This window comes from Gottschalkiaceae bacterium SANA (genome assembly GCA_036323355.1).
Taxonomy (GTDB): domain Bacteria; phylum Bacillota; class Clostridia; order Tissierellales; family GPF-1; genus GPF-1.
This window is the reverse complement of sequence record AP028876.1, coordinates 1,010,225-1,034,850: the sequence shown is the minus strand read 5'-3', so window position 1 is coordinate 1,034,850 and position 24,626 is coordinate 1,010,225. Positions and strand designations below refer to the sequence as shown.

Below are 24,626 nucleotides of genomic sequence, written 5' to 3'. Positions count from 1 at the left end.
TATGATAAATTACTCGAATTCTACTTGACTTCATATAGTTAGTCTTATCATTTGATTTACCTATTCAATACCCAACATACTAAAAACATTTCAAACATCATTGAATTACGATAAAAAGTGTATACAAAAGAATCGAGAGCTGCGAGGGAGAAAATCCGCAGCTCTCGATTCTTTGCTGTTACTTGTTCTTACTTGTTCTTATTTCGTGTAGAAATATCAAACCATACTGCTAGCAAAAGAACGAGTCCTTTGATCAAGTATTGATACGATATATCCAGGTTTAATAATGACATGCCGTTGTTGATGGATGCCATGACCAAGGCACCAATGATGGCGCCAAAAACGGTGCCTACCCCACCGCTGGCGGAAGCGCCACCAATGAAGGACGCAGCAATCGCGTCGAGTTCAAATAGGTTTCCGGCCGAAGGTGCTGCCGAGTTCAATCTTGCGCTATAGATCATGCCTGAAAGTGCCGCGAGCGTACCCATGGAAACAAACACTTTGAATAAGGTCTTACGGGCACTGATTCCCGATAGTCTTGCAGCTTCTAGGTTACCACCGATTGCATAGACATGTCTGCCTAAGGGTGTTTTCGTTGTAATAAAGGTATAAAGACCAATTAATAAAACAACAATAATAACGGTATATGGAATCCCTTTATAAAGTGCCATGGATAAAATAAATGCAAGGATTAATCCACTGACAAGTATTAATTTTCCAATAAAAAACTGAATGGGAAGCACTTCAAATCCATACCCGCGGCGTTTTTCGCGCTTGTTGAATTCCATGACCGCATAGATGACGATCCCCACAACACCAATTAACAAAGAAAGAAGATGAATTCCTTCAAAGTTCGCGATATCCGGTAAATAACCAACCGACATTCTGTTGAAGCTGTCGGAAAAAGGTCCAATGGTTTGGCCCTTGGTAATGGCAATAACTGCACCGCGGAACATAAGCATACTGGCTAGTGTTACGATAAAAGCAGGAACTTTTCGGTAGGCAATCCAGAAGCCTTGCCAGCAACCAATCAAGGCACCCACGAGCAAGGTGATCAAGACCGTTGGAATCGTTGGTAATCCCATTTTCACCTGTAGGATTGCAGCGATTGCACCAGTGAAAGCAGCAATCGAACCAACCGACAAGTCAATATGACCAGCAATAATGACAAGAACCATACCGGTTGCTAGCACGGCAATATATCCGGTCTGCAAGTATAGGTTTGTCAGGTTTCGGGCTGAAACAAAGGTTCCCTTGGTTAAGATATTAAAGATCACCATAATGACAAAAAGGGCGATAAACATCCCGTACTGCCGTATATTGCCTTTCATCAAGTTAGTAAGTGTATTTAGGTTTTTTTGTTTTTTATCCATTGGCATTCTCTCCTTGACCGATTGAGTATTTCATAATCTCTTCTTGGGTCATTCGCTCTTTTGGTATTTCAGCAACCAGCCTGCCCTCAAACATGACATATACCCGATCGCTCATCCCAATAATTTCAGGTAATTCTGATGAAATCATTATGATCGATTTTCCGCGTGATACATACTCATTCATAATCGTATAAATTTCATATTTTGACCCAACATCAATCCCTCGAGTCGGCTCATCAACAATCAATACATCCGGGGATGTCAGTAAGCATTTGCTCAAAACAACCTTCTGTTGATTTCCACCGCTAAGGTTCATGACTTTTTGCTCTACATTCGGTGTTTTTATCTGCAATGCCTTTCGATATTCCTCAGCATTTTTAATTTCTTCATTGGCATTAATGACATTTCGATGTGTAATCATCTGTAAACTAGAGATCGAAATGTTATTCTTGATATCCTGAATCAAAATCAAGCCTTTCTCTTTTCGGTCCTCTGTCAAATAGTTGATTCCAGCTTCAATCGATTGTTTGGGAGAGTTCAATTCAATCCGCTTCTCATTCAGAATCAAATCCCCTTCGATTTTTGCACCAAAAGACTTTCCAAAAATACTCATGGCTAACTCAGTTCGACCTGCACCCATTAAACCAGAGATCCCGATGATCTCACCACGTCTTACATGAAAATTCGCATTGTCTATCACTTTTTTGTTGCTGGAGTCATAGACATTCCAATTCTTGACTTCCATTAAAATATCTTCAATTTCAACATCTCTTGCCGGATATCGATTGGTCAATTCCCGACCGACCATCAATCTGACAATCTCATTCTCATCAATCTCTTGCACACCACGGTCCATGGTTGCAACCGTTTGACCATCACGCAATACGGTGACTTCATTTGCTACTTCCATCACTTCATTCAATTTATGAGAAATCATGATACAAGTAATTCCCTGACTCCTTAAATCCTTCAAAATTTCTAACAGGTTCGCGCTGTCATCATCATTTAATGCTGCTGTCGGTTCATCTAGAATCAATAGTTTTACATCTTTTGCTAATTGCTTGGCGATCTCGATCAATTGTTGTTTACCAACACCCAATTCCTTAACCGGCGTATCGGGATTCACATCTAAATTTACTTTTTTCAAAACATTCTGCGCCTTTAGAATGGTTTCATTCCAGTCAATCACAGAACCCTTTTTAATTTCATTTCCAAGGAAAATATTCTCGTACACACTCATTTCTGGAATCAGCGCCAACTCTTGATAGATGATTGCGACTCCAACTTTTTCACTGTCTTTAATGTTCGAAAACGTTTGTACCTCACCATTTAATACAATATCTCCAGTGTATGTTCCATGGGGATAGACCCCACTTAATACTTTCATAAGTGTTGATTTACCAGCGCCATTCTCACCAACAAGACAAAGGATTTCACCTCTTTTGACTTTGAAATCAACGGCATCCAAAGCTTTTACGCCCGGAAACTCTTTTGTTATATTCTTCATTTCTAGAATAAAATCAGCCATTCCACACCCTCCATTGACTCGCTGAACGCTGCTCGTCAAATTTCAAAGGAAGAGTCAGGTGCTTATTAGGCACCTGACACCCCATTTCTTTCAAATTTCTAACTTAGTTTAATTCGTCTGCGTTAATATATCCGCTATCTACAAGCAATTCTTGGAAGTTGTCTTGCGTAACCACTTTTGGCTCAAGCAATACGGACTTCACTTCGATTGATCCGTTATCAACCATACCATTGGTTTCAACAGTTTCTCCATTCCCAATAGTGACTGCCATATCAATCGCCGCTTTCGCTAAGGCTCTTGTATCTTTAAAAATTGTCATTGCTTGCTCGCCAGAACGAATTCGTTTGACTGCTGCTAATTCAGAATCTTGGCCAGTTACAACCGGTACATTCAAACCAGCGGCTTTAAATGCTTCAATAATTCCACCCGCAGTTCCATCATTTGGCGCCAAAACACCAACAACATCTTCGTCTGCATTCGCAGTTAAAATATTTGATGCTCTATTTTGGGCATTTGCAGGTACCCAGTTATCTGTTGCTACTTGTTGGAATTCAGTTCCGCCAATTACTTTGTAATCGCCGCTATCAATTTTCGGTTGGATAACGCTCATTGCGCCTTGGAAGAACAATTTGGCATTGTTGTCTGTCGGTGCGCCTGCAAATAACATAATGGTTCCAGACTCAACCGTATTCACAAAGTATTCACCTTGCAATCGACCAACTGCTTCATTATCAAATGACAGGTAGTAGTCAAGAGAATCAGAAGATGTTACCAAGCGATCATAAGAAATAACCGGTACATTTTCTTCATGGGCTTTCTTAATCAATTCCGCTGATGCAGATGCATCATGTGGTGCAAGGATCAGAATATCAATACCTTGAGTCAACAGGTTTTCAACTTGTTGTGTTTGTTGCGCTTGATCGGCATCGGCGATTTGAACTTTAATTTCATAGCCCAACTCTTCAGCGTATGCTACCATCGCGTCTTTATCCTTTACCCATCGCTCTTCTCGTTGGGTTGGAAGTGAAACGCCAATTACCAATGATTTTTCCTCTCCATTTGCTGCCGGTTCGCTTGATGCGCATCCGCCCAACACTGGAATCACGAGTAGAACAATAAGCGCTGCAATCATAATCTTAGAAAACTTTTTCATCTTTTCCCTCCAAATGTTTTAATTTCAACTTGATCATATCGAATTTTGCCTCATCAATCACTTGACTCACTTAACGGATAAAAAGAAATCGTTTTCTACTTGCTGGAAAATGTTATCCTGTAACGAAAAGACAGCACAAACCGAATGTTAAGTTTGTGCTGTCTTTTCGTTACTTATTCTATATTCGCATTGATATACACCGATTGCCGATCATGAAAGCCTGATTCAATAATAATTTCATCCATATTCTCTTGATCAACCACAATCGTTTCAAGTTTAATATAGGGGACCACATTGCCCTGATAATCATTGTCGATAGACTCCTGATAGTCAATAGCCTGATCTTTCATCAATAAAAGGCCGTAGTCAACAGCTGCCCTAGACATGGCATTAATCGGTTTATAGATCGTTGCCCTTTGCGTCCCCTCAATGATTCGCTGGCATGCCGACAATTCGGCATCCTGTCCAGCTACAACAACCTTTCCTGCAAGACTCCTTTCAGCCAATGCTTGGATTGCTCCTGTTGCCAAGGTGTCATTGGCTGCGATAATACCGTCAATTCGCATCCCTTGATTCAATGTTTTTTCTATGATATCAAAAGCCTTCCCTTCCCTCCAGCCGGCAGCCCATACTTCCGCAATAATATCGACTGAATCGGAATCCGATTGATCGAACCTATTTTTGATTCCCTCATTAATCAGATTGGAATTAAAATCATCAGGATCACCATTTATAATAACAATCTTTTTCTTGCCGTCTGTCGTTTGTCCAATTCCTTCTAAAACCTCATTGGCCAGGTTTTCTCCAATCTTCTTGTCATCAAAAGACAAATATAAATCGATATCACCCCCGGTCAAAAGTCGATCGTAAGCGATCACTTTAATTCCCTCACGTTCCGCCAGCCGCAATTCCTCCACAAATGCATCAAATTTGCTTGGCAGAATCACCAGCAAATCAACTTTGGCTTGAATCAATGCCTTAATTTGCTTTTTTTGCAATTTCACATCGTCATTGGCAATTTGCACATTCACATTGATTTGCTTTTCATTGGCATAGGAAACAAAGGTTTCCATATCCCTTTGCCATCGCTCCACCACAAGGCTATCAAATGAAAGCCCGATGGTATAAGCTTCCTCTTCACCCGTGGGAAGAGGTCCTTCTGGTTCCTGATAAAAACGGATGAACATTCCACCCACAACAAGCAAAAAAAGTCCAAAAACAATCCATTTCCAATTCTTCATCATTCTTCACCCTCTATACTCCGTTGGTGTACACCCAACGGTTTTTTTGAACGTTCGAATAAAATAGTTGTAATCATTAAATCCAAGTTGGTCACTGATTTCTCGAATCGATAATTGATCGGCAGCGAGCAATTTTTTCGCTTCCCCCATCCGCAGTTCTTTATGGTATTCCTTAAAGCTCTTCGATGTATCAATCTTAAATATTCGACTCAAATATTGAGGTGTAACCCCAATTTCCCTAGCGGCATTCTCAAGAGATACCGTTTCAAAACGATGCGCTTCAATCAATTCAAGAGCTTGTACTGTAATTTCAGAGAAATTAGCACTTTCCAAATTCTTATAAAGTTTAAAGAAAATTCGAATATTTTTATCAAAGTCTACAATTTTTGCAATGGCTGTCAAATTCAAAAATTCATTTAGATATACTTTTGATTGATAGACTTCTTTGGATACAATGTTCGTTTCCCTTGCAAGCCGATAGATCAAAATATACGTTTCCATCAATGCACGAACCATCTGTTCCTCGTGAGCAACCAACAAGGGCTCATAAAGACGAACCGCTTTTCTCAATACACTTGTCATCTTCTCATTTTTTTGAAGAAAATATTCATAAACTTTCTCCAGCAACTCTACAAATACCTCGATGTCATGATCCACCGCGTGACGTCCAAGAAAAATTTCAACATTTTTTCGACTATAGGTTAAATTGTAGATGGTTTCTTCATAAGAAGCGAAGATTTCTGCAAGCTCCTTCTTGCTTCCAATGGAAATCCGTGTGCTAAGTCCGAACTTTTTAAGAATATTTTTCTGAATTTTTTCGAAAAAATGAAACAAATTATCGTTCGATTCTCCGTCTTCTGATTCCAAGTATAGATAAATACGATCGATTGCAAGATTACCGATCAAACATTGAAAACTATACTTGATTTGAATTTTCAAGTATTCAGAACACTCCTGAATTTTCGCATGATAATCTTCAACCGTATTCCAATTGGTTGTCTCTTTTAGCGTCGGAAACTGAATGGTTATAAATCTCCCTCGCTTCAACTTCAAGGAAAAGATTTCGCGATATAGATGATGTGAAAACTTTCTACCTTGAACAATATTAATCAAAAAGTTACTCTCCAAAAGCCCAATCGATTTATAATACCTCTCAATACTCTCCAACTCTTTATCTCTTCGTTGGTTTTCCTTTTCAATCGTCCCAATTGTTTTGCCGATCGTCTCCATCAATTTCTTTTTCGTGACGGGTTTTAAGATATAGTCCTCTACATTGTATTTGAAAGATTCATGAGCATATTCAAATTGCTCGTAAGCGGATACAATTAAAATTTTCACTGTCTGATCAAATGTTCTGGCTTCTTTAATAAACTCTAATCCACTCATGCCTGGCATCCGAATATCTGTAATCACCACATGAGGTCTAAAGGCTTCCAGTTTCAATAGCCCCTCTACACCCGTTCGCGCCGTTTCAACCTCGATATTGTCGTAGTTGTTTTTTATAATATGCGTATAGGTGTCCAATACAATTGCTTCATCATCAATGATCAATATTCTATACATGCGTCACCTCAATTGGAATTCTAATCGTTACTTTCGTCCATTCTCCTTCTTTACTCTCGATATCAAATACCCTGTTGGAATCGTAAAATAACTCAAGCCGACTCTTTACGTTATCGACCCCCAAGCCGGTAGTGTGTCCGTGTTCTGAATCAATAGCCATAACATGTGACTCGATCAGCTGATCCATATCCAATATCGAGCGATTCTTAATCGTTTCTAATCGTTCAATCGAGATGCCTCTTCCATTGTCCAAAACTTCAATCCTCGCACATTTCGCCTCTCGTACAACAGATATTTCCACCTTGCGTCCATGATCTTTGTCCCTAAAGCCATGAATAAAGGCATTTTCAACAAGGGGTTGCAAGATTAAAGGCGGCATTTTCAGGTTCAATAACTCTTCATCCAGATTAAACACGAATTCAATTCCATCAGAAAAACGTACCTTCATCAACTGATAGTAGTTTTCAATATTCCTAATTTCATCTCGTAAGGTCACAATATTCTCAAGCCCCTTCAAATTATAACGGAACAGCATTGCCAAATGATCCAAATAATCCGAGGTCCGTTCTGCCTCCTCAACTTCCGCTAATCCAACACCTGCATTTAGCGTATTATAAAGAAAATGCGGATTGATTTGAGCTTGTAACGCTTTTAATTCTGCTTCTTTAACAATATTTCCCATACGCAGGTTTCTAATCTCCGAGATCCTCAATTTATTTTCCATGGTCGCCTTGTCTTGAATACCTTCAATATAAATCTTGATACTCCGCGCCATGTCGCTAAAGGAATCGAACAATACCATCGCTTCATCAAAGTATAACTCTTCACCTGTAACTTCCTGATAATTCCCTTTTGAAATTTCCTTCGAGTATTTCGAAAGCTTTTCAATCGGGTGAATCACCTTATCAGTATAGTCATAAATAAAAACAATACTAATCAAAATCAAAAGCAGGGTAACCATCAAAAAAGAAATTGTCAATTGCTTGATGGACTCAGTCAAATTATTATAATTTGCCAGATTAAGGGCAACCTCAGACAAACTCACTTCTTCAATTTTCTTGTCGATATAAAGGGTCAAATCCTTGGCATTTTCAAAGGAGTCAATGTATTCTGTGGTAAAACGACCCCGCTTAAACTCAATGACTTTCTCGGATTCGTTCAAGTATTCTTTCAGCATCTGACTAATATTCGTTAACTGCAATTTAGTCTCATCATAGCTCAATCCCGTATCGTATTGCTCAACAAATGACTCAATCTCCGTTCGACGATCGAGAAAAACAATAAATGCATCAGAATCTTTTGTGTCCAAATACTTCTCAATACTATCGTTCGAATCTGCCATAATCACTTGCAAATGACTTAACTCTTTGTTGAGATTAAACATCTGACCCGTCCGATCATTCACACTGATTGTAGAATAGAAAACAAAGGAATAGACCAAGAAAAAACAGACCAAAAGCAAAAAAACAAAGCGTGTAATATGATTGCGAATACTGTTTCCACCTACGACATTATTCAAGATCATCGCGTTCACCTACCGTTTCTTGCCCAATAATCTCGAAAGGAATCGCTCGATATGCTGAAGCTGAACGTTGGTGGCCCAACTCATAGATCGTTTGAATTGCCCCATTGCCAATCAACTGATAATCCTCTACAGCGGATGCCACGATGGTACCTTTCTTCAAGTAATTCACAACATCAGGGTGCTGACTACTGGCTATTATTTTCACATTACCGATCTCATTGAGGTCAATCAAAGTCTTCGTCACACGTAAAGAGTTAATCGGATCTGTTGCAATCATATAATCTGGTTTATTCTGATCCAAAACCGACTTGATCATTGATTCAATTCGCTGATCTTCTTCTAAAAACAAGGTCTGAATACTACGTCCATCGATTTCATTCATCACAGATAAAAGCCCATTCAAATAGTTGTTGGTGGCAGCACCCTTCTTATCATTGTAGTTAAAGTCAAAAATGATCAATACATTTTCTGCTTCCTCATCCGATAAAAGCAGCTCTCCCACACTCAAACCCAAGTTATACTTATTGGTTCCAATATAGGCACTTCTCTCACTTGTAATCGAATCATTTCCAACAGCAACAACAGGAATCCCCCCTGCTTCACTTTGCTTAATGTAGGCTTCCGCCCTGTCATTATTAGTGAGTTTAAGAATAATACCATCCACATGCGCGTACATGCTGGCTTTAAAGGCATCTTCAATTTCATCTTCATTGCTACTGTCCTTGATAGATTCAATGTTCACAACGACATTCAGACTCTCACTTGCAGCCTTAACTCCTTCCATGAATCTTACATGGACATACGACTCCTCATCATCCGTAATAATCACATACTGCTGTTCAGGTATTTTTTTAAAGAGGTTTCCTGAACCCGTTTCAGATGATCGAATTTGATCAGTGATGAAACCTATATAGCTAACCAAGGCAATCAACAAGACCGCCAATATGAATTTCGTAAATCGAAAGTTTCTATATCTCTGCTTCTTCATCGCGTCTCCCATACGTTGCGAACCGTTTGCCGCATTCTTTGAATCTATACTACCATATTTCACTCCATATAAAAAAGGTGGGCCCTCTTGCTTCGGGATTTTCCATAAAAAAACAGGCACCAAATTCTCGCGCCTGCCTCATTTATTCATGATTGATCAGTTTGTTCAACTTCTCTACACTCGTATTAATAATCAGTTTTTCTGGAAAGTTTACTTCTTTTATTAGTTCAAGGGCTTCATCGAATCGTCCAACATCCAAGTAAATATGTGCATCACTACCAAGAAGAATCTGCGCACCATGTTTTTTTGCCGCAATCAACATCGCCTTTGCATTTACTCTACCGTTTTTTCGAACCGAATTCGCTACCAGGGAAGAGTTGTTCAATTCCAAGGCAACTCCGGTTTCCTTGGCAGCCTTGGCCAAACGATCAAAATCAACGGGAATGCGATCATCGTCAGAATGTCCAATAATATTTACATGAGGATTTTTCATGGCATGAATAAAAGCATTGGTATTCTCATCCCTAGAACCAATGGTATAACAAGGTTGATGAATGCTGGCAATTACATATTCCACCTTACTTAAGACAAATGGTGTAATATCAATCTCTCCCTCATAATTGACAATATTCGCTTCGATCCCACGTAAAATTCGAACCCCCATTATTTGAGGTCGCACCACACGGTAATTCGAAAACATATAGGGGTGTGCCGCCCCCGGCATGCCGCCGCCATGGTCGCTGGTTCCCATTACTACTAGTCCTTTTTCAGCTGCCGCTTCAATATTTTCCTTCAAGGTACTAAAGGCATGGCTACTCGCCACGGTATGTGTGTGTAAATCCATTACTAGTTTCAATTCGCCTCTCCTTTAAAATCCCATTTATAAAATATTACTTTTCGTCACTTATTTCAGCACCTATACCCTATCTTGTACAAGTCAGTTCGTCAATTCCTTTATCCTCTTCAACTACGATTTGATCGATCGATGGCACCCTATATAGACGAAATAGGAACATTTATTCTTAACAAAAGCAATGAATTCAAAATTATATAAAACACTTGATTCAAAAGTACTTGAATTTTCTCGTTTTTGTGCACAGACACCTACTACTTATTGTATACTATACTTAATCATATATCGTTAGTACTCCGAGTCCTCTAACCTACCGCAATGCCACGGTAATTGGACCGCTGGGTTACAAGGGAAACCTTTTAGCCTCCCATTTGGAAAGGAGAATTTCTAGCATTATTCGTTTGCTATCATTCCTCCTTTCAAGGGGGATTTTCTGTTTCTGACGATAATTAAAAGGAGAACGCAATCATGAAGAAAAAAATCATCTCAGCAACCGGTCTACTCATTTTGGTCTGCCTACTAGCCAGCACTGGATTTGCGGCAAATGGCGAGCCTCTTACTCTCGAATCTTCCAGTCCCGAAAATGGTGCAGTTGACATTTCAACGGATCTTGAGGAAATTGAGCTGATGTTTTCAAAGAATGTCGTCAACATGAAGGTATCCGAAAATAACAAAACCTGTATCGAATTCGTAGATCAAGATGGAAATCAAGTTTCCTTTGACTTGTTTATGGCGGATGACCAGGTCGATCGTGAAAAACGTGATTATCTCTACATACGACCAAGAAACACTTTATTGGAAGGAACAACCTATATCGTAAAAATTAGCAAGGATTTAACCTCAAAGAGCGGAACTGCCTTGGAAGAAGCGCTAGAAGTTTCTTTCACAACCATTGGAGGCGAAGTCGTCATTGAACATACTGACCAAGAACCCACTCCTCCTTCTTCAAATAATGGATTGCTATGGATGGGTCTGATCGCCCTTGCAGCCATTGCTTTCATTGGATTCCAACGATATAAGAGAAAATAATGAAAGGCGTGGAACTTTCTCAAAAAAACAAAACCCTACATGGCTTATTATCCGTATCTTTTGTACTTATGCCTCTTGTCTTTATCGTGATCACCATGTTTATCGGCCGATATCCTGTTTCAGCACCAATGGTGATCGATACCGTTTGGAGCAAAATTACGGGAATCCCCGTAGATGTGCCAGCCATTACCCAGACTGTTGTCTGGGATATTCGCCTTCCCCGCGCCATACTAGGTGCATTGGTTGGTGGAGCACTGGCAGTCAGTGGCGCTTCCCTGCAAGGTCTCTTCCATAATCCACTGGTAGATTCAGGCATTCTTGGGGTTAGCTCCGGTGCAGGATTTGGCGCAGCCCTTGGAATCATTCTCTTCGACAATGTGGTCATGATCTATGTGCTGTCCTTTGTCTTTAGTTTGATCGCTGTATTTTTCAGCTATCTCATCGGTCGAATCTACAGCACAGTACCCAATATTATGTTGGTCTTGGGCGGCGTCATCGTTTCTTCGATCTTTTCGGCATTGATTTCATTTTTGAAATATGTCGCCGATCCCTTTGATGAATTGCCTACCATCGTATTTTGGCTGATGGGCAGCTTGGCCAATGCAGATTACCGCGAAATTTCGATTTCACTAATCCCGATTCTACTTGGTACCCTGGGGCTTTTTGCCTTGCGATGGCGAATCAATGTCTTATCCTTAGGCGACAAGGAAGCCCGATCTTTGGGACTAAATACACGATTATACAAAATAGCCGTTGTCATCTTTACGACCTTGGCAACTGCAGGTGCGGTCAGCGTCAGTGGAATTATCGGATGGATCGGTCTCGTTATTCCCCATATCGGACGTATGATTGTGGGCAATGACAACCGTTATTTAATTCCTGCCAGCATGTCCATCGGCGCTTGCTTCTTAATTCTAATCGATAATGCCGGTCGCATGCTAACAGGCAGTGAATTGCCCTTAAGCATCTTGACAGCCCTGGTCGGTGGACCCTTTTATGTTTACTTATTGAAACGAACCAAAGGAGGCGGATGGTAATGCATTTAATTGAAATTCAAGACCTATCCTTTGCCTACCCAGAATTGGATGCCCTTCAAGATATTTCTCTCCATATGGATACGGGAGAAGTGCTTTGTCTGGTTGGCCCAAACGGATGCGGAAAAACAACCCTCCTTGATCATTTGATCAGCGCTCATCCCATGCAGAAGGGGAAAATTTTTTTTGAAGGAAAAGACTTTCGGAAAATACGAGCCAAGGAGATGGCGAAACAAATCGGCTATGTCCCTCAATCTAGGCGCAATACCTTTCCTTATCGAGTACTCGATTTCGTACTTATGGGTAGAACTCCCTATACGGGTGTATTCGCCAGCCCAAATGAAGAAGACAGACAAATCGCTCTAGCCGCCTTGGAAGAAATTGGAATATCATCCTTCCAACATCGAATCTTTACACAACTAAGCGGTGGCGAACGGCAGTTGGTGATTTTAGCCCGCGCCCTTGCACAAAAAACACCCCTGCTCTTAATGGATGAGCCCACAGCTCACCTAGACTTTGCTCATGAATTGATGGTTTTAGAAACCATTGTCAAGATGATTAAAACACAAAACTTATCGGTTATGATGGCCACTCATTTTCCCAATCACGCCTTTTATCTGCAGAGTAATGGGGTTCCAACCCGCGTTGCCATGATGAAACAAGGGAGGATCTTAGACATTGGTCAGCCCGACGAAGTTCTTACCGTATCTAATATCGAAACGGTATTTGGTGTAAATTCACGAATCCTTTCGATCCAAAATGGACAATCCAGCGGTTTGAAAACCATTGTCCCTGTTAAAACGACAAAATCAGAAAGCGAAAGGATGGTTCTATGCGACAAACTTGGTTAAAAAAACGAAGCCTTATTCCTCTATTTCTCCTCCTGCTGTCAAGCTTAAGCCTGACAGCCTGTTCAACCGGACCAACCGCAACCCAAGAACCTGCTGTTGCAACAAGCCTGGTAACCGACACCATTGGACGCCAGGTGGCGGTTCCCGATGAAATAAATTCCATCGGCACCCTCTTTGCCGTAGCCGGACATATCACCACCATGCTGGGAGAGGGCGAGAAGATCACGGCCATCAGCAATGGACTGCGCCGCGACAAACTACTTTTGGAAATCTGCCCCTCCATCGGAGAATCAGTAATTCCCAAGGTCAGTGGCAGCATCAATGTTGAAGAAGTCTTGAATGCAGATCCAGATTTGATTTTTATCGACAATGAAATCGCGACCTTTGAAAAAGAAACCTCAAAATTTGATAAATTACATATTCCCTATTTTGTTGTCGACTTCAACACCATAGATGAACAGCTGTATCTGGTGCAGCAAATGGGTATTGCCCTCCATCAAGAAGAAGAAGCCCAAGGCTATATCGACTTCTATAAGGACTGTATCGAACGCGTTGAAACCGTCGTTGCAACCATCCCCATGGACCAACGAGTGAGAATCTACCATTCCGTAAATGAAGCAACACGTACCGATGCTCCCGGCACGCTTCCGGCCGACTGGTTGAAGCTTGTTGGAGCCATCAATGTTTCACTGGAAGATCCCTTGGAATTTACCGACAACAAGTACTTCGCCAGTCTTGAGCAGATCATGATGTGGAATCCAGACGTGATTTTGGTAAATGAAGAAGGTGTTGACGACTACATTCGCACCAAGGATCAATGGCAAACCCTGGATGCCGTCATCAATGACCGCGTTTATCGCATGCCACTTGGTATTTCTCGTTGGGGCCATCCAACCTCAATCGAAACCCCATTGGCCATTCTATGGACAGCAAAAACCTTGTATCCAGACTATTTTGCAGACATTGACCTAAAAGTTGAAACGCGTTATTTCTACAAGGAATTTTTTGAGTACGATATTTCAGAAGAATTTTTAGACCTGATTCTTGCCAGTAAAAATTCACGCTATGAAAAATAAGGGGGCCGACATGAAGATACTATTGACCATCGATGACACAGATAATCTGACCAGTGCAGGAACCGGCGAACTATGCGAAACGATCGCGGCAAGTATTGAAGAAAAGGGATGGGGAACCTGTTCAGGCGTGACCCGCCATCAACTCTTTGTTCACGAAGATATTCCCTATACCTCGCACAATAGTTCCATGTGTTTTCGAGCAACGATCCACAAAGATCATTTCGAACCCATTATTGCTTTTGCCTCTAATTTTCTGAAGACTGAAAGTGCCGAGGGATCAGACCCAGGCCTCTGCGTCATCAACGAAGAAACATTAGCAGATCCGCAAAAACTAATGGAATTTGGAAAAAAAGCAAAGAAACAAGTGCTAACTAAAGCAGACGCCTATGACTTGGCCAAAGAATTGGATATCCACCTTTCTGAACATGGAGGCACAGGCGACGGAGTCATTGGGGCCTTAGCCGGTACTGGATTACGATTGACCGGCAATGACGGGCGATTTAAAGGGAATTTTCAAATCCCGGTGACTCATTCTTCAACAAGAGTTCAAGATCTGCTCAATCATCCCAGAGTCGATCGCGTAGAAACACTTCAAGGCCTAGCTCTGCCAGTAGACACGATTGTCTCCTTATCCAATAAGGTAAAAACCGTACTCTTGAATCATGAATCCGTATTGCTCTTGTTTCAAGATCCCGAGGACCATCTCTGGAAGAACTGTACCAAACAACGATTAAAGGGGTTTTAAAAAATGGATCACTCCGTATTCACACTCAACAAGCATGGACAACTCGCCTATCAAGGCGGCCAGGAAGACTGGGATCTGGTTCACAAAATTGCAGAAAACTGTTCCTCTTTCCTTATGGATGACGAGGATGAATGTGTTTCAGACTTAGACCCATCTTGCTACAATTGCAAATACCGAAGGTGGACTTCAACCGCCTTTACCTGCATGAAATAAAAGATCCCTCAAATCCAATTATATTCGGATTTGAGGGATCTTTTTAGACTCAATCTACTTTTGACTAAATGGCATTTATACTTGAACCAAGCCAATCTTTTTCTTCACTTTTCTGAGGGTCTTCACAGACATGCGGTCTGCCTTCTCAGCATGCTCTTTCATAATCGCTTCCAAGCCCTTTTTATCGCTCATCAATTCTTCAAATCGCTTTTGAATCGGCTCAAGTTCTTCGATTACCACATCGGCAACAGCATCCTTAAAGGCTCCATATCCTTTGCCTTCGAACTTTATCTCAATTGATTCTAAAGAGTCTTCCGTAATGGCTTGATAAATCTCCATTAGATTTGCAATTCCCGGCTTATTTTCTGGATCATAGGTAACCTTAGCATCAGAATCCGTTACAGCGCTTCTAAATTTCTTTCGAATCACATTTGGCGGATCCAACAAAAGAACATATCCTTTTTCATTGGTATCCGACTTGGACATCTTTTTCGTCGGTTCTTGCAAGCTTTTCACTCGCGCACCCGATTTTCCAAAATACCCTTCCGGTACTGCAAAAGTCGGACTGTATGCTTTGTTAAAACGGTCTGCTACGTCCCGTGCTAATTCCAAATGCTGTTTCTGATCGGCACCAATTGGCACTAAATCCGCTTGATACAAGAGAATATCCGCTGCCATTAAGACTGGATAATCAAAGAGCCCCGCATTAATGTTGTCTTCATGCTTTTGCGACTTCGCTTTGAACTGCGTCATACGGCTCAATTCACCAAAATAGGTATAGTTGTTGAGGATCCAGCTTAACTCGGCATGGCCCGATACATGGGATTGTACAAATACCAAGGCCTTTTCCGGATCAATTCCGCAGGCTAGTATTAAAGCATATGCCTGATAGGTTTGAGCCCTAAGATCCTTTGGCACTTGACGCACCGTCAAGGCGTGCAGATCGACAACACAAAATATACTGTTATATTCGTCCTGCAAGTTCTTCCAATTGCGAATTGCCCCCAAGTAATTGCCTAGTGTAAATACCCCAGTTGGTTGAATGCCGCTAAAAATAATCTTTTTTTCTTCCATCTCAATTTCCTCCTTTCTCAACTCATGAATTCTGGCTTGAATCCTGTTCAAGTCAGACCATCTTCGCTTAACAGTATATTAGCAGATTGTCACCTCTGCTCTGTGTTAGCAAGCTCAACTCTTTGCTAATAGCTTAACGAAGATCTATTCATCTTACATAAAAAAAGCCCTTAAACCCAGATTGGGTTTAAGGACGAATCTCTCCGCGGTGCCACCTTTGTTGGATGCAACTCGCATCCCGCTTATCCCATAACGACGGGAACCGGATCCGACTATGTATTCGTCGGTCATTTTACAAGTCCATTCACTAAAAGTCTTTAGGCAGGGCTTTCACCATTCCCCGCTCGCTATCCTAGTTCTTTCAGCTACTCTTCTTGTGCAATAATGTTTCTTATTGAATTGAACTTATTCTAACAAATAAACCGCTATTAATCAACCATATTGTCTTACTTTGCTGGAATCCGAAAATAATTTTCAATCAATTGCATCAGCACCAATTCTGCTTCCTCATCTGTTTTTGACTCTTGGATCATAACCATTAAACTTTCTAAAAATCCACTGGCCAGCGCCTTTGTATAAATGGGCAAGACCTTTCGTCCCATTGCTCGTTCACGCTCAACGAACACTTCATGAATCCACCCCACTGTATCTTGAAGGGTATTCCCATACCGATAGCCGCTGGACTTTGCCAATACCAAAATCGACTCCTCTCGGTGCTGTCTAATAATACGAACCAAAAAACGAGTCATTGTAAAAATGGCCTCTTGACAAGACTTTTTTTCTAGGTCAAAAACCCCGACAGGAGCGATACTTAAACTCACCCAATCTTTGGTCGTCTCCTTCAATACTTGGTCGATCTCTCTCAAAAAGGGGTCGACAATTGCACCAAAAAGACTCGCCTTGTTTTCGAAATATCGATATAGATTTCCCACGGTCATATCCGATTTTTTAGCAATTTGCCGCATGGATGTATTTTGATATCCTGCAAGTAAAAAGGCTGCTTTCGCTTCCTTCATAATTCTCTTCTTTACAGATTCCTTTTGTATTTGAGGCATCGTGCTTCCTCCTTAGCTATTCTTTTTCAAGCAGTCTGGGCAGACTCCAACAAAGTGTACAAATTGGGCTTGTACTTGGAATTCACTCAACTCTTCTGTAAAAATATTCTCGATCTCAATCGGAATATCGAAAATCCGATGGCATTGGGTGCATTTAAAATGCCCATGACCTTTTGGATCCTTGATATCGTATCTCATTTCACTGCCTTCAATGGTAACCTCTTCAGCCAAAGCTTTTTCCACAAAGAGATTCAAAGTGTTGTACACCGTTGTTTTCGACAAAGAAGGGATATCTGTAATCAAGGCATCATAAATTTCCGCAACCGTTGGATGGGTTCGGCTATTCATCAGATACTCATAGATCCGTATCCGTTGATAAGAAGCTTTAATTCCCTGGTTTCTCAAGAAAGAAGGTATGTTTAGATCCATTATTTCACCCCATTTTCATTTTGAACTCATTACAAGTTTATCATAGTTTTGTAAAAGAAAAAAGCATCGAAAATTTTCGATGCTCCATCTGCTAAAACTGGGCTAATTTTAAAATTTCAGCTTCTTGCGCAATGGCCTGTCGCTCCAGGTCTAAAACTTCTTTTCGCGTGGCGATCACAAAGTTTTCATCCTTGATGGACTGTAAATTAATTCGCACATTTAGAAGAGCAGATAATATTGCATTTCGTGCCATCATGGCAGCAACCAATCCATCGGATGCCGCATTTTGATTTCCCCGTTCTACGACCACTTGAATTCCTGGGAAGAGATTCATTCCCAAGCGTGCCGTCTCAAGGGGTACCCGAGAAGCTTCTTTAAAAGCATTTTGCATGGCCTCTTTCCGAACACTCTTTTGGTCATCGGTTTCTTTCGGCATAGACAAAGCGTCCATGACTAAATGAAAAGCTTGGGCATCCTCGTCCATGCCGCGTAAAAATGCTTCTCGATAGTCGGAGAAAGCAATCAAAATCTCTTGCATCTCCTTTTCAGATTCTGCATACTTGGCTTTCCCTACCGTCAAGCTCGCCACCATCTCTGTCAAAGCTGCCGCAAGAGCTCCACTTAAAGCTGCTACGCTCCCTCCACCAGGTACCGGTGCATTAGACGCAAGGGTTTCCATAAACTCATCGACTCGTTTTTCCTGTAACATAGTACCTCCTTGTATCAAGCAAAACTGCTTGTTCTAGTAGTCTCGTTGATAAACAACTTTTCCTTTTTTTACAACGGTTTTCACGGAGTTCACACCGAGATGATAGATCAATTGAAAATAACTTGGTGCATCTAGTAGAATCAGATCCGCCTGCTTGCCCACAGCCAAAGATCCTATGGTATCCAAACGATTCACTGCGGCTGCCGCATTGATGGTTAAAGCGGTGATCACTTCTTCAATCGTCATACTCATCTGCAAACATGCCAAAGCAATGATCAAGGGAATCGACTCTGAATGGCAACTGCCCGGGTTCAAATCCGATGCCAGGGCAAGTGCGCAACCATTTTCAATCAGTCGCCGTGCTGGCGCATAGTCAGTCTGCAAGCTAAAGGCAGTACCCGGCAACAAGGTCGCAATGGTATCCCCTTCCGCCAAAGCGCGTACGCCATCTTCGGTTACCTGCAAGAGGTGGTCCGCTGAGGTCGCTTTCATGGATACTGCCAATTCCGCTCCCCCCAAAGAAACAATCTCATCGGCATGGAGTTTCAAAGAAAATCCATGGCCAGCCGCTGCATCCAGAAGTTTCTTTGTATCAGCAAGTTCAAAGACATTCTTTTCGCAAAAAACATCGAAAAATTCGGCATTTGTGGTTTTGCGAATTTCGGCCAGTTCTTCAATGATGGACGAGATGTAGTCTTCTTTCCCTATGCCCTTAGGAATGGCATGAGCAGCCATATAGGTACTTACAAGATCCACCGCATGGATCTGATTGAGTTCTTCGACCACACGCAACTGCTTGCGTTCCGTCTCTAAATTCAATCCATACCCACTCTTGGCTTCCACCGTCGTTACCCCCATGCGAAGCATGGAATCCAGCCGCTCGTTCGCTGCCTTAATCAATTCTTCTTTCGAGGCTGCCCGCGTTTTTTCAACGGATGCGGCAATCCCGCCTCCGCGGTTCATAATCTCCATATAGTCCATACCGGAAAGGCGCCAAGAAAATTCCTCTGCGCGTTCCCCACCCCAAACCAAATGAGTATGGGAATCAATAAAGCCCGGAAGAACCGAATGGCCCTTGGCATCTAATACCTCTGCCTGAGCAAGATCATAGGCCGCTTCAAGATCTACTCGCGGCGCGATTGCTAGAATTTTATCGTCTTGAATCAAGATTTCAACCCCGGTCATACGTCCAATATCTTGCATGTCCTTGCCTTTTTTCGCCTGCATCGCATGACAGGTAACCACTTCCGATGGATTTTGAATCCACAACATCATTCTCACCTACTCCATCAAATGGGTTTCAAGCACCTGCTCATATGAGAAGTCCTCGAGACCCATATAATAAACGGCAGAATCGATCAAGGCCGCCATCGGCGCCAATCCGATTAATTCTGTTCCTATCACGGCAACCCCGTAGCGCGCCGCTTCAAATCGAACCATCTCAACGGCTTGGTAAAGTGCCGTTTTGGTATAATTGGTCATATTCATGGAAACCTGTACAATCCCACGATCTTCTAGAGCAACACCCATGGCTTTTACAAATCGCAAACCACCGGAAGAATGACGTACCTTCTTGCCAATCGCCGAAGCAATGGACAAATCGTTGGTGTTCAAATTCACATTAAAAGCAACCAAAGGCATTCGTGCCCCAACAGCGGTAACCCCCGCAGTAGAATGTGGTGCATTCGGGCCAAAATCCGGTCTCCACTCTTCCTCAAGCAGTTTTTCCTTCATGGCTTCGAACTCGCCTTTTCGTACCTTGGCCAGGTTGGTGCGATGGGGTGCCGTTGCTGACTCTTCATAAAGAATCACTGGAATCTTCAGCTCTTCTCCCAATCGCTTCGCTAAATCATTCGCCAAGCCCCGTGCTTCCTCCATGCTTGCATTTTGTATGGGTATAAAGGGGATCACATCGGTTGCGCCCATACGGGGATGTTGTCCCTGATGGGTTGAAAGGTCTATCAGTTCAGTCGCTATTTGTACCGCATTGAACAGCGCCTCCTTCAGGGGTCCCGGTTCTCCAACGACGGTTACAACCGATCGGTTGTGATCGGCATCTGAACTATAATCCAAAAGCTTTACCCCTGGATTTCCTCGAAAGCAGTCAACGATTGCTTCAACTTTTTTTAAATCTCGACCTTCGCTAAAATTTGGAACACTTTGATACAAGGATTTTTTATCCATGATCTTCCTCCTATTTCCCTTTGACAAGCTTAGTCAATGCATCGACATCCGCTAAAAATGGAAGCGTGATATGATCTCGTCCCGCATACTCTTCATTGTATGCCATGGCGGTTTCAATCGCATGAGGATTTCTCGCCCATCCCCGTCTCGCCACACCGCCCATAGCATCCCATGGAATCGCCGATTTAATCACTTCATCAACCCGTTCACTTCCATCTAAAAGCAAACCAAATCCACCATTGATAACCTTGCCAATGCCAACACCACCGCCGTTGTGCAAGGCGATCATGGTCATTCCTCGTGCTGCATTACCCGCAAAGCAATGGGTAGCCATTTCTGCCATAATATTGCTGCCATCTTTGATATTGGATGTTTCGCGGAAAGGAGAATCTGTGCCTCCAGTATCGTGGTGATCTCTACCCAGCATAACCGGTCCAATCACACCTTCTCTCACCATCTCATTAAATCGAAGAGCAATTTTCATACGGCCCATAGCATCCTGATAAAGAATCCTCGCCTGGGTTCCCACCACCAAAGCATTCTTCTTGGCATCCCGAATCCAATTGTAGTTGTCTCGATCTTGAAATCTTCGATTTGGATCGATACAGTCCATAGCCGCTTGATCAGTTTTGTCAAGATCAGTCGGATCCCCTGACAAGCACACCCAACGAAACGGTCCATAGCCATAATCAAAGAACAAAGGACCCATCAAATCTTCCACATAGGATGGGAAAACAAATCCATCAATGGGATCCTTGCCATTCTTGCAAACTTCCGGCACGCCCGCGTCAAACACGGCTTTCAAAAAGCTGTTTCCATAATCGAAAAAGTAGGTGCCCTGTTTCGCTAGGGCTTGAATCGCTTTAAAATGTCGTTTTAGGGTTTGGTCCACCATCGCTTCGAAACGATTTTTCTCCTCGGAAAGGAGGCGAGTTCGTTCTTCAAAAGTAACATCAGCCGGACAATATCCCCCGTCATACACCGCATGACAGCTGGTTTGATCCGACAATAGATCAATAGTCACCTCATGTTCTGCCGCATATTCCAATAGATCGACAATATTTCCATGAAAAGCAATTGAAAGAGCTTGGCCCTTTTCTTTGGCTTGCTCAGCACGGGAAAACGCGTCTTTTGGTGTGTTTGCAACCTCGGATACCCAGCCCTGGTCATGGCGGGTTTTGATTCTGGATGCGTCTACCTCTGCAACGATGCCAACCCCGTTGGCAATTTCAACCGATTTCGCCTGCGCACCTGACATTCCGCCGAGTCCACTGGATACAAAGAGTAGTCCCGTGCAATCGGCATCGGCAGCTCGATCCGCGCGTTGGCGTGCCGCATTCAGTAGCGTCGAGTAGGTGCCATGTACAATCCCCTGAGGTCCAATATACATCCAGCCTCCAGCTGTCATCTGGCCATAATTGGCTACACCCAATTGCATGGCGCGATTCCAATTTTCTTGATTGTCATACATGCCAATCATTAAAGCATTGGTCAAAATCACCCGTGGTGCATGGCGGTCGGAGTGAAACAATCCAACGGGGTGGCCAGAAGCAACCACCAGGGTTTGATCTTCCTGAAGCTCTTCTAAATATCTGCGTATCAATTGATATTGCATCCAGTTCTGACAGACCTGGCCCGTCTCGCCATAGGTCACCAACTCATAGGGATAGAGGGCGATATCAAAGTCCAGGTTGTTGTCGATCATCACCTGAATCGCTTTTCCTGCTGCCGTTTTCCCCTTATACTGATCAATTCCTTTTCCTTTAATGGCGCCTTCGGGTCGAAATCGATACCCATAAATTCGGCCATGGGTGCGGAGTTCTTCCAAGAATTCTGGTGCCATCGTTTGGTGCCATTTCTCCGGCAGATACCGAAGGGCATTTTGCAGAGCCAATACCGTTTCCTCTTGAGTCAAGGTAAATGCTCGTTTTGGTGCGCGTCGTTTGTTTGCTTCAAAAACGGGCGGCTTGGGCAACTCCTTGCATACATCTTCGAGTTTTACATGCATCGCTTGATCAATCGCTTCGTTTCGAATCATGTCATCCCCCTTATTTATGTTTTGTTTTAAAATAACCCTTGAATCGTTCCATTTTTATCGATGGTCATCTTCACCGCAGATGGCACTTTCGGCAATCCCGGCATGGTCATAACATTTCCTGTATATACGATCAAAAATCCAGCGCCAGCTTTGGCGCGAATTTGTTGTACATTAATTTTAAACCCTTCTGGACGTCCCTTTAAACGCGGATCGTCTGATAAGGACATCGGTGTTTTCGCCATGCAGATTGGATAGCGATCCAAACCCAATTCCTCGAGCTCTGCAATATGCTTCTCGCATTCCTTAGAAAATTTCACCCCATCCGCTCCATAGATCTCCTTGGCAATGGTAATGATCTTCTCTCGAATCGAGCGATTTGAATCATAAAGATAGTGAAAATTATTATGGTTGCTTTCCACCAATTCAATCACTTTTTCTGCCAAAGCCAATCCGCCGGCTCCGCCTTTTCCCCAAACCTCCGCCAGAACAACTTCGATCCCAATTTCATGACACAAGCGATGAATCAAATCCAACTCTTCTCGGGTGTCACTTGCAAATACATTAATGGCCACCACGCAAGGAATTCCAAATTTTCGCACATTTTCCACGTGCTTCTCAAGATTGGCAAATCCCTTCTTCACGGCTACCAGATTTTCCTCTGTCAATCGTGTCTTCTCCACCCCACCGTGAAATTTCAACGCACGAGCAGTCGCCACGATCACAGCAGCATCCGGTGTCAAATTCGCCTTGCGGCACTTAATATTAAAAAACTTTTCGGCACCCAAATCTGCACCAAATCCAGCTTCAGTCACTACATAATCTCCAAGTTTCAAAGCCATCTTTGTTGCCAATACACTATTACATCCATGTGCGATATTTGCGAAGGGTCCCCCATGAATAATAGCCGGTGTTCCTTCAATCGTTTGTACCAGATTGGGATTCAAGGCTTCTCGTAGAAGAATAGCCAAAGAGTCCGTCGCCCCTAGGTCTTTACATCGAATCGGCTGAACATCATAGGTGTAAGCCACAATAATTCGATCCAATCGTCGCTTCAAATCTTCAATATCATTAGATAAACAAAGGATGGCCATAATCTCGGAGGCAACTGTAATATCAAATCCAGATTCTCGCGGCACGCCATTCAATGGACCACCCAATCCAACATTGACATGTCTAAGAGCACGATCATTTAAATCCATAACGCGCTTCCAGACTACACGCCTTGGATCGATATTCAATTCATTTCCACGATGAATATGATTGTCCAAAAGCGCCGTCAATAAATTGTGCGCAGACGTAATAGCATGAATATCTCCGGTAAAATGGAGATTGATTTGTTCCATAGGCAACACTTGTGAGTATCCGCCACCGGCGGCACCACCCTTGATACCAAATACTGGGCCTAAAGAAGGCTCTCTCAAGGTTGTGAAGGTCTTCTTGCCCAATTGATTCATGGCCATACTCAAGCCGATATTCGTGGTTGTCTTGCCTTCCCCTGCCGGGGTCGGATTGATGGCTGTCACCAAAATCAGTTTGCCATCAGGTTGATCCTTCAAGCGTTTCATGGCGTCTAGGGAAATCTTCGCCATATATCTTCCATAGGGCTCTAATTCCGATGATAAAATTCCAGCTTCCTCTGCAATTTTATCGATGGTTTTCATCTTTGCGCTTCTTGCAATCTCAATATCTGTTCCTACATTCGCCATCCTACACCTCACATATCATCGATTTCTTATTCATAAAACAGTCCTATTTCATGCAACAATGCTCTATTTGATCCGCAGCTTACAAGAACTCTGCCATCTATCATAATAACACTTTTCAGACTATTTTAGTATCCCTTTAGGGCAACTTTTTCCGAATGAAAAAACCTTCATGTTGATATTCATACGTTCTCAGACCATTTTGTTCTCTTTCAAGCTATCATGTTTACAAAAATCTTCGATAAACACGAATAATACATAT

General features: G+C 42.4%; 20 protein-coding genes, 2 pseudogenes, 1 riboswitch and 1 other annotated feature. Of the genes and pseudogenes, 5 read left to right on the top strand and 17 right to left on the bottom strand.

Features of this window, described 5'->3' with window-relative positions; translation table 11 throughout:
- Positions 1 to 188: 188 nt before the first annotated feature.
- The 9 genes and pseudogenes from mmsB to AC25CA_RS04910 form a co-directional block, all read right to left on the bottom strand.
- Positions 189 to 1,373, bottom strand: a complete 1,185-nt coding sequence (gene mmsB, locus AC25CA_RS04950) for a multiple monosaccharide ABC transporter permease (protein WP_486815941.1) — start codon at positions 1,371 to 1,373, stop codon at positions 189 to 191.
- A pseudogene (locus AC25CA_RS04945) lies at positions 1,366 to 2,055 on the bottom strand (ATP-binding cassette domain-containing protein); the annotation flags it as partial. The pseudogene AC25CA_RS04945 and the gene mmsB, both read right to left, overlap by 8 nt.
- A gap of 342 nt (positions 2,056 to 2,397) precedes the next feature.
- Positions 2,398 to 2,835: pseudogene (locus tag AC25CA_RS04940) on the bottom strand (ATP-binding cassette domain-containing protein); the annotation flags it as partial.
- Between the two features lie 169 nt (positions 2,836 to 3,004).
- Positions 3,005 to 4,054: a sugar ABC transporter substrate-binding protein gene (locus AC25CA_RS04935; protein ID WP_486815940.1), complete on the bottom strand. Its 1,050-nt coding sequence runs from the start codon at positions 4,052 to 4,054 to the stop codon at positions 3,005 to 3,007.
- A gap of 173 nt (positions 4,055 to 4,227) precedes the next feature.
- Positions 4,228 to 5,298 carry a sugar ABC transporter substrate-binding protein gene (locus AC25CA_RS04930; protein WP_486815939.1) on the bottom strand — a complete coding sequence of 357 codons (1,071 nt, stop codon included), beginning with the start codon at positions 5,296 to 5,298 and terminating at the stop codon, positions 4,228 to 4,230.
- 3 nt (positions 5,299 to 5,301) lie between these two features.
- A complete protein-coding gene (locus AC25CA_RS04925) occupies positions 5,302 to 6,858 on the bottom strand; it encodes a response regulator transcription factor (RefSeq protein WP_486815938.1) in 1,557 nt (518 codons plus the stop codon).
- Positions 6,851 to 8,383, bottom strand: a complete 1,533-nt coding sequence (locus tag AC25CA_RS04920; protein ID WP_486815937.1) for a sensor histidine kinase — start codon at positions 8,381 to 8,383, stop codon at positions 6,851 to 6,853. Before AC25CA_RS04920 ends, AC25CA_RS04925 begins: the two co-directional genes overlap by 8 nt.
- Positions 8,370 to 9,371 (bottom strand): sugar ABC transporter substrate-binding protein, encoded by a 1,002-nt coding sequence (locus AC25CA_RS04915; RefSeq protein WP_486815936.1) that lies wholly within the window; start codon positions 9,369 to 9,371, stop codon positions 8,370 to 8,372. Before AC25CA_RS04915 ends, AC25CA_RS04920 begins: the two co-directional genes overlap by 14 nt.
- Before the next feature lie 142 nt (positions 9,372 to 9,513).
- A complete protein-coding gene (locus AC25CA_RS04910) occupies positions 9,514 to 10,227 on the bottom strand; it encodes a phosphatase (RefSeq protein ID WP_486815935.1) in 714 nt (237 codons plus the stop codon).
- Between the two features lie 279 nt (positions 10,228 to 10,506).
- A riboswitch (molybdenum cofactor riboswitch) is annotated at positions 10,507 to 10,622 on the top strand.
- A gap of 70 nt (positions 10,623 to 10,692) precedes the next feature.
- Between AC25CA_RS04910 and AC25CA_RS04905 the strand changes: the two genes are divergently transcribed.
- From AC25CA_RS04905 to AC25CA_RS04885, 5 genes are read left to right on the top strand one after another with little or no spacing between them, the layout of a single operon-like run.
- Positions 10,693 to 11,253 (top strand): Ig-like domain-containing domain, encoded by a 561-nt coding sequence (locus tag AC25CA_RS04905; RefSeq protein ID WP_486815934.1) that lies wholly within the window; start codon positions 10,693 to 10,695, stop codon positions 11,251 to 11,253.
- Positions 11,253 to 12,290: a FecCD family ABC transporter permease gene (locus AC25CA_RS04900; protein ID WP_486815933.1), complete on the top strand. Its 1,038-nt coding sequence runs from the start codon at positions 11,253 to 11,255 to the stop codon at positions 12,288 to 12,290. Before AC25CA_RS04905 ends, AC25CA_RS04900 begins: the two co-directional genes overlap by 1 nt.
- The gene (locus AC25CA_RS04895) at positions 12,290 to 13,138 is read left to right on the top strand and encodes an ABC transporter ATP-binding protein (RefSeq protein ID WP_486815932.1); all 849 of its coding nucleotides are present in this window, start codon (positions 12,290 to 12,292) and stop codon (positions 13,136 to 13,138) included. Before AC25CA_RS04900 ends, AC25CA_RS04895 begins: the two co-directional genes overlap by 1 nt.
- A complete protein-coding gene (locus tag AC25CA_RS04890) occupies positions 13,120 to 14,214 on the top strand; it encodes an ABC transporter substrate-binding protein (protein ID WP_486815931.1) in 1,095 nt (364 codons plus the stop codon). The genes AC25CA_RS04895 and AC25CA_RS04890 overlap by 19 nt, the downstream gene beginning before the upstream one ends.
- Positions 14,215 to 14,224: 10 nt before the next feature.
- Positions 14,225 to 14,959 carry a hypothetical protein gene (locus AC25CA_RS04885; protein ID WP_486815930.1) on the top strand — a complete coding sequence of 245 codons (735 nt, stop codon included), beginning with the start codon at positions 14,225 to 14,227 and terminating at the stop codon, positions 14,957 to 14,959.
- 288 nt (positions 14,960 to 15,247) lie between these two features.
- Here AC25CA_RS04885 and trpS read toward each other — a convergent pair whose 3' ends face one another.
- The 8 genes from trpS to AC25CA_RS04845 all read right to left on the bottom strand — a co-directional run bounded on the left by trpS (position 15,248) and on the right by AC25CA_RS04845 (position 24,367).
- Positions 15,248 to 16,246: a tryptophan--tRNA ligase gene (trpS, locus tag AC25CA_RS04880; RefSeq protein ID WP_486815929.1), complete on the bottom strand. Its 999-nt coding sequence runs from the start codon at positions 16,244 to 16,246 to the stop codon at positions 15,248 to 15,250.
- A gap of 186 nt (positions 16,247 to 16,432) precedes the next feature.
- Positions 16,433 to 16,637, bottom strand: a binding site (T-box leader).
- A gap of 55 nt (positions 16,638 to 16,692) precedes the next feature.
- Entirely contained in the window at positions 16,693 to 17,301 is a 609-nt protein-coding gene (locus tag AC25CA_RS04875; protein WP_486815928.1) for a TetR/AcrR family transcriptional regulator, read from the bottom strand.
- Positions 17,302 to 17,313: 12 nt separating this feature from the next.
- Positions 17,314 to 17,730, bottom strand: a complete 417-nt coding sequence (locus tag AC25CA_RS04870) for a Fur family transcriptional regulator (RefSeq protein WP_486815927.1) — start codon at positions 17,728 to 17,730, stop codon at positions 17,314 to 17,316.
- 91 nt (positions 17,731 to 17,821) lie between these two features.
- The gene (locus tag AC25CA_RS04865; protein ID WP_486815926.1) at positions 17,822 to 18,439 is read right to left on the bottom strand and encodes a cyclodeaminase/cyclohydrolase family protein; all 618 of its coding nucleotides are present in this window, start codon (positions 18,437 to 18,439) and stop codon (positions 17,822 to 17,824) included.
- A gap of 33 nt (positions 18,440 to 18,472) precedes the next feature.
- Positions 18,473 to 19,714 carry an imidazolonepropionase gene (hutI, locus tag AC25CA_RS04860; protein ID WP_486815925.1) on the bottom strand — a complete coding sequence of 414 codons (1,242 nt, stop codon included), beginning with the start codon at positions 19,712 to 19,714 and terminating at the stop codon, positions 18,473 to 18,475.
- Positions 19,715 to 19,720: 6 nt separating this feature from the next.
- On the bottom strand, positions 19,721 to 20,623 hold the full coding sequence (ftcD, locus tag AC25CA_RS04855; RefSeq protein ID WP_486815924.1) for a glutamate formimidoyltransferase: 903 nt from the start codon (positions 20,621 to 20,623) through the stop codon (positions 19,721 to 19,723).
- A 10-nt stretch (positions 20,624 to 20,633) separates the two neighbouring features.
- Positions 20,634 to 22,661 (bottom strand): urocanate hydratase, encoded by a 2,028-nt coding sequence (gene hutU / locus AC25CA_RS04850; protein WP_486815923.1) that lies wholly within the window; start codon positions 22,659 to 22,661, stop codon positions 20,634 to 20,636.
- Between the two features lie 26 nt (positions 22,662 to 22,687).
- On the bottom strand, positions 22,688 to 24,367 hold the full coding sequence (locus AC25CA_RS04845) for a formate--tetrahydrofolate ligase (protein WP_486815922.1): 1,680 nt from the start codon (positions 24,365 to 24,367) through the stop codon (positions 22,688 to 22,690).
- Positions 24,368 to 24,626: the final 259 nt, after the last annotated feature.

Coding starts and splice junctions, on each gene's coding strand:
- AC25CA_RS04925 (WP_486815938.1), bottom strand. CDS start 6,858: ATGTATAGAATATTGATCATTGATGATGAAGCAATTGTATTGGACACC.
- AC25CA_RS04930 (WP_486815939.1), bottom strand. CDS start 5,298: ATGATGAAGAATTGGAAATGGATTGTTTTTGGACTTTTTTTGCTTGTT.
- AC25CA_RS04890 (WP_486815931.1), top strand. CDS start 13,120: ATGCGACAAACTTGGTTAAAAAAACGAAGCCTTATTCCTCTATTTCTC.
- AC25CA_RS04870 (WP_486815927.1), bottom strand. CDS start 17,730: ATGGATCTAAACATACCTTCTTTCTTGAGAAACCAGGGAATTAAAGCT.
- AC25CA_RS04905 (WP_486815934.1), top strand. CDS start 10,693: ATGAAGAAAAAAATCATCTCAGCAACCGGTCTACTCATTTTGGTCTGC.
- AC25CA_RS04915 (WP_486815936.1), bottom strand. CDS start 9,371: ATGAAGAAGCAGAGATATAGAAACTTTCGATTTACGAAATTCATATTG.
- hutU (WP_486815923.1), bottom strand. CDS start 22,661: ATGATTCGAAACGAAGCGATTGATCAAGCGATGCATGTAAAACTCGAA.
- trpS (WP_486815929.1), bottom strand. CDS start 16,246: ATGGAAGAAAAAAAGATTATTTTTAGCGGCATTCAACCAACTGGGGTA.
- AC25CA_RS04920 (WP_486815937.1), bottom strand. CDS start 8,383: ATGATCTTGAATAATGTCGTAGGTGGAAACAGTATTCGCAATCATATT.
- AC25CA_RS04845 (WP_486815922.1), bottom strand. CDS start 24,367: ATGGCGAATGTAGGAACAGATATTGAGATTGCAAGAAGCGCAAAGATG.
- ftcD (WP_486815924.1), bottom strand. CDS start 20,623: ATGGATAAAAAATCCTTGTATCAAAGTGTTCCAAATTTTAGCGAAGGT.
- AC25CA_RS04900 (WP_486815933.1), top strand. CDS start 11,253: ATGAAAGGCGTGGAACTTTCTCAAAAAAACAAAACCCTACATGGCTTA.
- AC25CA_RS04885 (WP_486815930.1), top strand. CDS start 14,225: ATGAAGATACTATTGACCATCGATGACACAGATAATCTGACCAGTGCA.
- AC25CA_RS04865 (WP_486815926.1), bottom strand. CDS start 18,439: ATGTTACAGGAAAAACGAGTCGATGAGTTTATGGAAACCCTTGCGTCT.
- mmsB (WP_486815941.1), bottom strand. CDS start 1,373: ATGGATAAAAAACAAAAAAACCTAAATACACTTACTAACTTGATGAAA.
- AC25CA_RS04875 (WP_486815928.1), bottom strand. CDS start 17,301: ATGCCTCAAATACAAAAGGAATCTGTAAAGAAGAGAATTATGAAGGAA.
- AC25CA_RS04895 (WP_486815932.1), top strand. CDS start 12,290: ATGCATTTAATTGAAATTCAAGACCTATCCTTTGCCTACCCAGAATTG.
- AC25CA_RS04935 (WP_486815940.1), bottom strand. CDS start 4,054: ATGAAAAAGTTTTCTAAGATTATGATTGCAGCGCTTATTGTTCTACTC.
- hutI (WP_486815925.1), bottom strand. CDS start 19,714: ATGATGTTGTGGATTCAAAATCCATCGGAAGTGGTTACCTGTCATGCG.